Consider the following 11,925-nt stretch of genomic DNA (forward strand, 5'->3'; position numbering starts at 1 on the left):
AAACAAGGGTAGCAAATGGGTAGCAACTCTCTAAAATAAGGGTGTTGAACCAATTTTAGGTAGTAGTTGGATAGTTGTCTATGTACGCAATGATATCCGCTTCAGAATCGATTTCAAGTTTTTTTCTAATGCGATAACGAATCGATTTTACCGATGCCAAACTCGTATTTTGAAGGTCTTTAATTTCATTAGTAGACAACCCTAATTTCATTAAATACAATAGCTTTTTTTCTTTCTCATTGAAAAATGGAAAATGGGTGTTGATTTTAATTTTAAATTCGTGACTAACCTGATCAATATATTCCGTTAAATTTTGGGAAGGACCATAATCAGAGCTTTTCGATTTTACAGAAAGTAAAAGTGATTTAATGGCTTTAGTTCTTTCTTCTTCGCTCAATTTTAAAATAGCTTTCAATTCCTTTTCAAAATAATGCTGTACCTCTTCCTTAATCTTGTTATTAAGAAACTCCGTTTTAAGTTCGGCTTCTTTCAGTTGTAAAATTTGTTCGGCATTTTTTCGCTGTAGATTTTCTTCTTCTAACTTTCTTTTGGAAAGATCCAATTGGTATTTCGTATTTTTTCGGACTAATACAAATATGGTCACGGCTGAAACTGCAGTAAGCACAAACAAAATCAAATACAATTGTTTTTTAGAGCGTTCGGTTTCTAAATTGAAATTGGCTTGTAATTTTTCTTTTTCAAACTTGTAATTCAATTCCAAAGCAGTTATGCGTTTGGCTTCTTCAGTATTATTTAAGGAATCGTTATAGGCTTTGTACAAACTAAAATCGGCTAATGCTTTTTTATAATCACCTTTACTTTGGTAGGCCAAACTTCGGTTGAAATATTCCTTTTGCAACAAATCTTTGTGTTTTAATTTTTCAGCAATAGCAATGGCACTATCTAAATGTTGGATGGCTTTTTCATACAACCCCATATCTTGATAACAACCCGCTAGATTTTTATGGTAAATACTAAGCTCATTTTGTATTTGTAACTCTTTAAAAATTTGGATATTTTCTTTAAAAACAAAAATGGCTTTGTCATAGTCTTTAAGGGTATAATACAATAAAGCCAAATTGCCATTTACTTTCGATTTATCGTGCTTGGTAGTATATAAAGCTTCCGCTTTTTTATAATTGATTAATGCCGAATCGTATTGTTTGTTGTAAAAATACGTCACGCCAAGCATATTGTAAGACATGGCAATATCACTGGATTTTTCTTTAATTTGATGACGAATGCGAAGGGCTTTTTGTAAATAGGCTTTGGCCTTTTCATACTCATGTTGTCTTCGGTAAAACATACCTAAATTGTGTATAGTTAAACCAATCATGGACGAATCTTTTATCGTTTCACTGAGTTCTAATGCTTGTAAATAGGTCGCTAAAGCCTCTTCCGACAATCCTTGCTTGGCATTGATAATTCCCCAATAGTTTAAGGCATCGGCTTTGTTGCGTTTCAAATATTGTGATGGGTTGGAAATTTGATTTAAAGCATGCAATACATCGTCTAAAATAATTCTTGAAGTATCGATGTTTTTATTTAAAAGATGTTTGGCTAATTCTACTTTGTAGTGAAGGCGTAAGGAGTCGGATTTTGTGTGTTGAATATGGGAAAGTAATTCAACCGACATAGGATCTTTCGATTGTGCCTCTGCTACAGTCGATAAGATCAGTAAAAGGAATACCAGTTTGCCTAAGAATAAAGAAAATTTCCAAATTGAATCCACTCGACGTTTTTTGCAAAAATACAATTTTTTAGTACTACGCGAAATAATTGCGTATGGATATAAAATCTTTGCAGTATCAAAATAAGAAGGTTTACCAATGCATCCAATACAAAAATACTTGGTTTACCAAAATACATTAAATTTACAGTTATGAACACAGCTATCAACGGAAACGATTTATTAGCCTTAGGGTATGCAGAAGGAAGTTTAATTGGTATTGCTTTAAAATGCAACCGAAAAAGAACGGGTTTTACCAAAGAACAAATGCTGGATAACTATACTAAAGTCTTAGCACAACCCGAAACCTATTTGGATGATGCTTTATTCGGTGCATTGGCTCAAGCCATTATTGAAAAATCCAATGAAAAGCCAGAAGATTTCATTGCGTTAAACGATACCCCAGCTGCATTTGCAATGTATGGAGCCGATCATATTGAAGCAGGAGCAAGACAACAAATGGAAGTAGCGATGCAATTGCCAGTAACTGTTGCTGGGGCTTTAATGCCCGATGCGCACCAAGGATATGGATTGCCAATTGGAGGAGTGTTGGCTACCAATAATGCTGTAATTCCGTATGGAGTAGGTGTCGATATTGGATGCAGAATGGCATTATCGGTATACGATATTCCAGAATTATTTTATTACGAAAACGAAGCCAAGTTCCAACGAGAATTGGTTGCACATACCAAGTTTGGTGCGGGTCATGGATTTCACGGTCAGTACAAAGCCGATCACGAAGTGATGGAACGAAAAGAGTTTGCGAACCACAAATTCATCCAGCAATTGAAAGACAAAGCGTGGTCGCAATTAGGAAGTTCGGGTGGTGGTAATCACTTTGTCGAATTTGGAATCCTCCAATTTGAAAAAGACGATGCCGTGTTGAACATTCCAAAAGGAAACTATGTAGCCTTGTTAACACATTCGGGTTCGAGAGGTTTTGGTGCTACCATTGCCGGACAGTATACGAAGTTGGCCAAAGAACATTGCAAACTTCCTGAAAAAGCGAAAAACTTAGCCTATTTAGGTTTGGATACCGAATTAGGTCAGGAATACTGGATTGCCATGAATTTAGCTGGCGATTATGCTTCCGCTTGTCATGAAGTAATTCATAACAAAATGGCTCAAGCATTAGGAGCCACCGTTTTAGCCAAAGTGGAAAACCATCATAATTTTGCTTGGAAAGAGATTCATAATGGAGAAGAAGTGATTGTGCATCGAAAAGGAGCTACACCAGCAGCCAAAGGTGTGATGGGAATTATTCCAGGAAGTATGACCGCACCCGGATTTTTAGTACGTGGAAAAGGAGAAGCGGAAGCTTTGCATTCGGCATCGCATGGCGCAGGGAGACAAATGAGTCGAACACAGGCGATAAAAAACATTACGAAAAAGGAGATGCAAGCGATTTTAAAAGACCATGGTGTTACCTTAATTGGAGCTGGTTTAGACGAAGCTCCAATGGCATACAAAGACATCAACCAAGTAATGGCAAGCCAAGAAGCCTTAGTCGATGTCGTTGCCAAGTTTACTCCTAAAATGGTACGAATGGCTGATGATGGAAGTAGGGAGGATTAATTTTTTAACAAAACCCTTACCAGCCATGCGCTAGACCTAAACGTTTACGTCTCCCTACGTAAAACTTTGGGTATCTAGCGTAAAATTTTACGTCCCGGCACGTAAAATTTTACGTAGGCAGACGTAAAACTTTGGCTTCCTAACCTAAAATTTTGGGTTCCTAACCTAAACGTTTCGGTCTGTAACGTAAAATTTTAGGTTATTGGGTTAAAATGGATATATAAAAGTTTTAGATATCCCATCAGAAACTAAAAATAGGATAGAGCAATTTATGAGACCCTTACAAGGTGACAATTTTGTGTGTATACTTGTTTCATAAACGCTATCCTTAATCTTGTTATGCTGTCAAGCATCCCATCAAAAACTAAAAAATAGCATAAGGCAATTCATGAGATCCTTACAGGGTGACAAGTTTGTGTGTATACTTATTTCATAAACGCTATCCTCAATCTTGTCATAAAGCCTGTACTGAGCTTGTCGAAGTATAAGCATCCCATCAGCAATTAAAAAATAGGATAAAGCAACTCATGTTCCCGAAGTTTCGGGATTACAGGGTGACAAGTTTGTGTGTATACTCATTTCAAATACTATCCACAATATTGTCATGCTGTCAAGCATCCCATCAGAAACTAAAAAATAGCATAGAGCAACTTATGAGACCCTTACAGGGTGACAAGTTTGTGTGTATACTTGTTTCATAACTCTATCCTCAATCTTGTCATAAAGCCTGTACTGAGCTTGTTGAAGTATAAGCATCCCATTAGAAATTAAAAAATAGCATAAGGCAATTCATGAGATCCTTACAGGTTGACAAGTTAACGCCCAAAATCCTCCTTCAAAATGACTAAAACCCATACCAGCAGTGCGCTAAGCATAAAATTTTAAGTCCCCGACATAAAATTTTAACGCACCAACTTAAAATTTTAAGTCTCTAGGGTAAAATTTTACGTCCTACTACATAAAATTTTAAGTTCTCTACCTAAAAGTTTAACTTCTCGAGTTAAAATTTTAGAGGGTTGAGGTTCACTGAAGTATTCTCAAGTTTTGGTATTTCATAAACGAGGTGCTTTTTTTAGGTGTTTATTCCTTTAACACCTAAAAAAAGCACCCAATTCTTCCGAAGAAGAATAGGGTGCTAGGTATAGAAGTTAGTTATTTACAAAATTACTTTTTACCCTTCTTTTTAAATTTCATTGCGCTACCATTCTTAGGATACTGAGCCGCAGAAATGGCAAAACTAAAATCGCCAAATACATTATTATTTATGGTGTCTTTACTGTAGTCGGCAATCGTACTGTATTTATGACAACTGTAACAGGTATTGCTATCTTGCACATAACTTTCCATAGTGGTATTGGCTACTATGGCTTTTCCACTCAACATGGAAGAGGCGTTAATATTTTGTGGTGCTTGAATGGGTTTGGTTGGATCGGGAATGGGCAGTTGCGACCAAATGACATCCACCAATTGGTAATACTGAAACACCGAATTCGGATAAAACGTTTTAATGTTATTTTGCATTCTCGTATTAATAGGTACCGCATCTTCTGGATCGATACTGTTTACCCGCGTTACTTGTATGGGTGCCACTCTACCTTCTGATAAATAATAGGGTGGTGGTGTGTTGGGCGTACACGGAACAGTCACCGTTTTCCCATTCTTTAATGCTACTTGTGTAGGCGTACAATTGGCATTGTAAAAATTATAACCATAAGTTGGTGTGGGTGCATTGGCCACATCAGGTACATTATCGATATGCTCAAAGGTAGCCCATACCCAAGTGGGTTGGTTTTGGGTTTTATGCAAAATATGCAGTCCTACTAAAGCCACAGTTGTATTGCGTAACTTCCCTGTATACGGATCCATTACAATGGCATTGGAAAGTTTGTACTGCTTCCATTTGGCCGAACTTGGAGTATCTACTTCCATCCAAGCGGCTTTCAGTTCTATAGCACCTACTTTACCATTGTACACACCTTGTGGAAAGTTAATAGGCACACCATTTCGAACACTATCATGCTGTGTAATGGCATTGTAATACCCATTATCTACTACAAACTTATAGTAATCGTAGTTCAATTTGATCTCATACCAAACATTGGTTTTGTTCTGTGCGCCTAGCCAATTGGGTTTCCCAAAAGGGGCAGCCTGATTCGGATTCAAACCTTTAACCGTGTCCTTTACATCAAACTTTGCGGCAAACGTAAGCAATTTGGTTTTGGATGGATTGAATTGTAAGCGACTGGTTTTAAACTTGGAAGCATACTCCTCCGACACTAATGTTCCCCATTCTGGAGGTGGAACACCTTCGGGTTGAAACAATACGTTTTCGGGCATATAGGTTTCCCATGCTACCGGATTGGTGTCTCCAGGATCTCCAAAAGAAGCACTTTTAGTGGTAGGCCAATTCAAACTGATAAATTCTTGCCAAGCAAAACAATTGGCCTGAGATTGATTGGTAAACGAAAGTAAATCTCCCGGTACATTGCCATTAAAATTGATGACAATTTTTGTTAAAGGAGATGTAGAGTAGCAATCACAAGAGTTGTCAACAGTAGCTATCTTCTGGTACGTGGCACTTTGACTACTCGTATTTCGTAAAGAGAGCCAACCAATGACAAATAAGCTTATCAAGATTGTAATTTTAAAATGAAGTAGTTTCATGTTTTCTAGTTTATTTTAAAAGGACTACTTATTGTACTTCGATAGCAACTGTAATTGCTCCCAAATTATCTACTAAACCTACTCCATATAAGGCATTCAAATCGTCGTTGATGCAAAGTTGAATTTCTCCCGAAACACCTGCTGGTACTGTTGCACCCATACCTACTAAGAAAACCGTATTCCCCACTTTACCAATAAGCGCACCTTCATTTTCACCAGGCATAGTGTACCCTGTTTTGGCAGGAATAAAGGTTGGGTTTCCTTTGGCATCGTATAATTTTCCGCCATTGTCATTGGGGTTTGCAGTCCATAATCCCGATTGATAGGTGATTTGAGCTTTATTAGATGACGTCAGTACAACACCTGTATTTTGCCATGCCAAATCCGCTTGAACCGATACGGGAGTTACTAAAAATAAAGCAGGCATTGCAGTACTCAGTTGCTGACCCACATTGGTTACAAAAACCCCTTGTTGACCTGTTTTGGCTCCACTACCTACCGTTACAGTGATATATAAAGCTGTATTCGTACTCGGTTGACTATTTCCGGGAACGGCATAATACACATTTTCTTTTACTTCGGTGACTACTGCAGTAATGTTTGGATCGTTAAACGATATTTTAGGATACGTACTTGGTTGGTTTTCTTTTGCTGTACACGTTCCAGCAATAACTACCATTTTAGCACTTGTTGTTCCAACATTCACACTTAAAGGAACATACGTACTGTTACTTAAAAGCGAAATTGGATTGTTTACTGGGTTGGGAACTGGAGTGTTATACATCTTATCAAAATAGTCTTTGTAGAAAATTTGTAAAGGTTGTGCCAAGGCATCTTTTTCAATATCCGTTACCTGATTATATCCTTGAGGTGTAGTACCAGAATATCCTGCGGCTACAATTTGCATTTTAAAAGTTGCAGCAACCTGAGAGCCCCAATCAATCGTTTCACCAGAAATTTTAATATCACTTACGGTATACGATTTGTCTTTTGGAACTTCAAAGACCGCATGTAAAATAAAATTACCGGGTAACGGATTGCCATATTGATCATTTAAGGTTTTAGAGCCTCTTTTTATCGTCCAAAAATCCGAAGCTGGGGTATTATCTGGAGTTACATAATTTGAAAAATCAGGCATTTGAATATATAATCCTGGTGGATCGGCTAAAGTTACTACGGTGCCTTGGGTAACCAAATTATTTACATTTCCTCCAATGTTTGGATCACTATTACGGTACCGTTGCCCAAATTGGCCCGCACAAATTAAATCATTGTATTGAGAAGAAGGCCACATCGTACTCGTTCCAGTGGAACCTGGTGGATTAAAACGTTGAACCGTTGAGGTGGTGGCTAAACCAATTTCCGTTTGAAGGGTATTGGGTGTACTGGTTAAATGAATCGCACCTCCTTTAGTACTATCTGAAACCGTTCCCGAGTTCCATTTGTTCAACGGATTATATACAGGTTGATTGGTAATCGGATTCGTAACACCTGGCAAACTCAAATCTTCTAAAGTAATTTGTGGTTTGTCCAATATCGTTTGATACAGTTCTAACACTTTATTCGGATCGATTAACCATAAACTGTTCCAATATTCAGGATTTTCACAAGTAAAATCGATTCTAACGATGTTTCCTTTGGTATCTCTTGTAATAGCCCATTCGCAATATTCATCTTGCCAACCTCTTGGTCCGTAAGGGAAATAAGCAACTTGTTGCCCTGTTGCACTACACGGACTGTTAGTAATTTTTCCTGGCATATTTCCTGTGTCTGCCATTTGATTCAATTGATCTTGAGAGGCATTGGGAAAGTTAAAAGCCAATCGCCCAGGAAAAGCATTCCATTTGATATTTAAAGCACTACTTTGTGTGTTGTCATCTATAGGGTTAAAATAATTGGTGGTTTTAGGAGTATTGTTTGTATTCCAAGGATTGTTAAGCATTCCTTGTTGGGTAAAGCCGTCTAAATTAGAGCTCCAAAGCGCGTTCATGGCTTCTTGTTTTAAGGAGTTATCCGAAAAATCTTGAATGGCCGCAGGAGTTCTGAATTGAAAAGTAGAAGTTGCCGCACTGCTACTTTTGTCCGTTTGTTTTTTTTCTTTTGTTTCCATGTTTATGATGTTGTTTGAATTAATATCGTATAAAATTACAGTTATCCTTTGGGAAAAAACAGCGTAGAATTACCTGTTTATGAAGGGGTGTAATTTTATTTTAGATACTTTTATTTGTGGAATAAGCTGTTGGGAAAAAGAAATTTAAAAGAATTCTTTCAAAATAAATCCTATATTTGCCCTCGAAATGAGAACACAAAACACACATAGTATAGCACTTGTAAAGTCAATTTATCGCTTAGGAGGAGATTTTCCTCGTAAACGAAAAGGGTGTTTTGTATCATTATGTATGCGTTAAAGTAAGCGATTATATCATATTTCAAAGCGTCCTTTTACTCAAAAGGACGCTTTTTTTATGTTCAAAAACGAAGTAAAAACAGTAATAATCATAAAAATGAGAAAAATTTTTAAAAAAATAGTGAATGCGAAGTAAACCCGAGCTGAAATAAACAAAAATGAGTAACCAAATGAGAGACAGTCATTTGCAAAATTCGAAGTATCTGTTGTAAAACGGATCGGGATTGTATTGCTTAAATTTAGGTTTAACTAATTGAAAATCAATAAAATAAATTAAAAAAAGATTTGGAAGTTCCGTTTTTTTCACTTTATCTTTGCCTCAGAAAATTAGAAGAAACAATATCAATATCAATTGCAATAACAATAATAAAGCAATAGCGATTAAGAATTACGAATTAGAAATTACGAATTAATAATAATTTAGAATTCATATAATATACAATAAAAATGAAACGAGATTTTAAACAACATATAGCACTAGTAGACAGAAAAGCAAAATCAGCTTTCGTAGGATGCAATCTTCCGAGTTTTTATAGTGATTATAATTGGGTGTCTCCATTTAGGGAATAGTATGTAGTATACTATTATATAAATATGGAGCACCTTCAAAAGAGGTGCTTTTTTTATGTATGCTAGTGATTAGTACCTAGTGATTAGTACTTTGTAAATCGCAGTTCGTTAGTTTGAGTGTTTTTTATCAAATGTGAAGAGCAATTTTATAAAAAAGGTATCGAGAACCTTTATTAGGAAAAAATGACTCGATACGCTTCGCTCTCAAAAGGATGAAGATTATACTATAAAAAAGAATGTCATAGCTCAACTGGAAAGAGCGTTCGCCTACGAATCGAAAGGTTGAAGGTTCAAATCCTTCTCGCATTACATCTAATTTCGTAGCTCAGTTGGTTAGAGCAATCGCCTTTTAAGCGATGGGTCTCAGGTTCAAATCCTGACGGAATTACATGAGTCTTTAGAAAGGGACTGGCTTATTGGGGTTACTGGCTAACCTTCCCGACTGTCTCTCGGGAGAAACGGGTTCGATTCCCGTATAAGCCGCAAATGGTGTTTTTAGCTTATTTGGTAAAGCATTGAACTGTGAATTCAAAGAGCAGGGTTCGAATCCCGAAAACACCCTAAATAACTGGGAAGATAACGATTGGTTGTTTACCTGCTTTGGATGCAGGAGGTTGTAGGTTCGAATCCTACTTCCCAGACATAATGGAAGTACGTCAGAGTTGGAGAGCTGAGGCGGTCTGTAACACCGTTGTCTTTTGACTGAGTAGGTTCGAATCCTACTACTTCCACTAAATGAAGTTTAATTTAAAACAAAAGAAGATGAGACAAGACATTTTAAAACGATTTTTGACCAACACGGATGAGACGGGTAGATTTTTGATGAAGTCGAGAATTACTGGAATCATCTATTTTGTAGAACCCATTTATACGGGTAAAACACCACAATGGGGCGATGTAGATGTGGTGACTAAAAAATTAACAGGTCAGTATGGTTCCAAGTATACAGGAGCCATAACCAAGAAAGAATCTCTTATAACGGAAGAAAACGGATTTGTGAATATTGGCTATTTCAAAGGAAGTCCGTTTGGAGCCATCGATGTACGCGATAAAGAACATCAAAAACGCATGGGATTATAAGTTTTTTTACAACGAAAAATAATTGCGCACACTGTTTTGAATCTTTGTTCAGCGATAAAGAAAAAACGTTCTTTTAATAAAAATGATTATGAGATTTAGCTACGCTGAACTAAAGTTTCTCCTTACGTCGAAATGACAATATTAGGATAAAAATATCAAGCAAGTCCTGTTGGGTGTTTCTGTATAGCACTAATGTGATGCGTTTTGCACGAAGGTGTATGAAGTCGTATTATGCAACTTGGCTTGGAGGTTTTGGGTTGTTTTCCAAAAAATAATCCACCAAAGTTTTCGCAGGTTCGAATCCTGCTACAGCCACTTTGGCTGTATGGCGGAGTTGGTCAAACGCGCAAGATTGGGTTCTTGTAAACTGTAACTTTTGGATGTCATCGGTTCGATTCCGATATACTCATCATGGAGTATTAGCTCAGCTTGGTTAGAGTGCCAAAAACAGACTGTAAATCTGTCTTTAGAAAGAGACGTACGACTCTTAAAAAGGTACATCATTGAAAATATTTTGGTTTTTATCAGTTTCGTTATTTTTCAAAAAAAAGCGAAACACTTACGAAGAAACCTGAACAGGGCTTCGTTTTCAAAACCGTTCTTTTGCTTTGCTGTGTGACGATTGGTTTTTTATAAACCGATACCATAAAACAGTACACCATGAGAATGCTTCTGTTTACTAACCTTATTCCGTTTTGGGTGAAGGATAAAAACCAAAAATTTTCTTTTTAAAAGCAAATTAAAATTTAAAAATATAAAGAAATGATTCGATTAATTACTATTAATGCTTACCAAGTTGGTTTGGTATTTGAACGCGGTAAGTTGGTACAAATTTTAAAAGAAGGTAAATACTGGATTTGGGGAAAGAAAGAGGTTAAACTCTTTGAGATGAAACATTCTTTTGTGGCTCCAGTCGAATTGAATATTTTGTTAGAGAACCAAGAATTGGCTGCTATGCTAGAGATTGTTGAAGTAGGCGATACCGAAATGGCGTTGTACTTTACCAATGGTATATTTAAAGAAGTATTGCAAACCGGTCGTTATGCGTTCTGGAAAGGCTATTTGAAGAATGAATTCGTAAAGGTAGATTTAACAAAAGTTGAGATTACTGAAAAAATCGAAAGAGGTTTGTTAGAGAACATCAAATTGAAAGTATACACTCGAAAATTTCAAGTAGCAAGCTATGAGAAAGGGTTGTTGTTTATCAATGGTATTTTCAACAAAGAGTTAACCGCAGGAACCTACTACTTTTGGAACAATGCCATTCCAGTAGAAGTGGTTTATGTAGATATGCGTCAAAAGCAAATGGAAATTTCTGGTCAGGAATTGTTGACCAAAGATAAAGCAGCTTTGCGTATTAACTTCTTTGTGAATTTCAAAGTAACCAATATTATCAAAGCGGTTATCGACAACAAAGAGTATGAAAAACAATTGTATGTATTGATGCAGTTGGCGTTGCGTGCTTTTGTAGGCGGATTTACTTTGGATGAATTGTTAAACAAAAAAGAGAGCATTACCGAAATCATTTTGGAAGACACACGAAATAAAGCTGCTGCTTTAGGGGTTGTGATTCAAGAAGCGGGTATTCGTGATGTGATTTTACCAGGTGATATGAAAGAAATCATGAACCAGGTTTTGGTAGCAGAGAAAAAAGCACAAGCGAACAGTATTATGCGTCGTGAAGAAACCGCAGCGATGCGTAATATGTTGAATACTGCCAAATTGATGGAAGAAAATGAAATGTTGTGGAAATTGAAAGAAATGGAATATGTAGAAAAGATTGCAGATAAGATTGGAGAGATTACCATTTCTGGAGGTGGCAACGTTATCGGACAATTGCGCGAAATTTTTGTGAAATAGTTTAGTTTAATTTGGGAAAGGCTTATGGATGTAAATTCAT

7 protein-coding genes and 6 tRNA genes are annotated in these 11,925 nt (G+C 36.6%); 10 read left to right on the forward strand and 3 right to left on the reverse strand.

What is annotated here, in order from left to right:
* Positions 1–55 precede the first annotated feature (55 nt).
* Positions 56–1,732, reverse strand: a complete 1,677-nt coding sequence (locus NHF47_RS07460) for a tetratricopeptide repeat protein (RefSeq protein WP_252764337.1) — start codon at positions 1,730–1,732, stop codon at positions 56–58.
* Between the two features lie 150 nt (positions 1,733–1,882).
* Between NHF47_RS07460 and NHF47_RS07465 the strand changes: the two genes are divergently transcribed.
* The gene (locus tag NHF47_RS07465) at positions 1,883–3,304 is read left to right on the forward strand and encodes an RtcB family protein (protein ID WP_252764338.1); all 1,422 of its coding nucleotides are present in this window, start codon (positions 1,883–1,885) and stop codon (positions 3,302–3,304) included.
* A gap of 1,164 nt (positions 3,305–4,468) precedes the next feature.
* Here the strand turns inward: NHF47_RS07465 and NHF47_RS07470 are convergent.
* Both NHF47_RS07470 and NHF47_RS07475 read right to left on the reverse strand, forming a co-directional pair.
* Positions 4,469–5,968 (reverse strand): hypothetical protein, encoded by a 1,500-nt coding sequence (locus tag NHF47_RS07470; RefSeq protein ID WP_252764339.1) that lies wholly within the window; start codon positions 5,966–5,968, stop codon positions 4,469–4,471.
* 28 nt (positions 5,969–5,996) lie between these two features.
* Entirely contained in the window at positions 5,997–8,078 is a 2,082-nt protein-coding gene (locus tag NHF47_RS07475) for a hypothetical protein (RefSeq protein ID WP_252764340.1), read from the reverse strand.
* Positions 8,079–8,822: 744 nt separating this feature from the next.
* Between NHF47_RS07475 and NHF47_RS17250 the strand changes: the two genes are divergently transcribed.
* From NHF47_RS17250 to NHF47_RS07515, 9 genes are all read left to right on the forward strand, one after another.
* Complete coding sequence (locus tag NHF47_RS17250) at positions 8,823–8,945, forward strand: hypothetical protein (protein ID WP_256476986.1); 123 nt, start codon at positions 8,823–8,825, stop codon at positions 8,943–8,945.
* A gap of 235 nt (positions 8,946–9,180) precedes the next feature.
* A tRNA-Arg gene (locus NHF47_RS07480) sits at positions 9,181–9,254 on the forward strand.
* Positions 9,255–9,259: 5 nt separating this feature from the next.
* Positions 9,260–9,333 (forward strand) — tRNA-Lys (locus NHF47_RS07485).
* A gap of 22 nt (positions 9,334–9,355) precedes the next feature.
* Positions 9,356–9,428, forward strand: a tRNA-Asp gene (locus tag NHF47_RS07490).
* A gap of 6 nt (positions 9,429–9,434) precedes the next feature.
* Positions 9,435–9,505: transfer RNA gene (locus NHF47_RS07495), tRNA-His, on the forward strand.
* 8 nt (positions 9,506–9,513) lie between these two features.
* Positions 9,514–9,586 (forward strand) — tRNA-Pro (locus tag NHF47_RS07500).
* A 6-nt stretch (positions 9,587–9,592) separates the two neighbouring features.
* A tRNA-Tyr gene (locus tag NHF47_RS07505) sits at positions 9,593–9,676 on the forward strand.
* A 31-nt stretch (positions 9,677–9,707) separates the two neighbouring features.
* Positions 9,708–10,025, forward strand: coding sequence for a hypothetical protein (locus NHF47_RS07510; protein WP_130735458.1), 318 nt, complete (start codon positions 9,708–9,710; stop codon positions 10,023–10,025).
* A 762-nt stretch (positions 10,026–10,787) separates the two neighbouring features.
* Complete coding sequence (locus tag NHF47_RS07515) at positions 10,788–11,885, forward strand: slipin family protein (RefSeq protein WP_252764341.1); 1,098 nt, start codon at positions 10,788–10,790, stop codon at positions 11,883–11,885.
* Positions 11,886–11,925: the final 40 nt, after the last annotated feature.

It is taken from the genome of Flavobacterium sp. NRK F7 (assembly GCF_024054195.1).
Taxonomy (GTDB): Bacteria; Bacteroidota; Bacteroidia; order Flavobacteriales; family Flavobacteriaceae; genus Flavobacterium.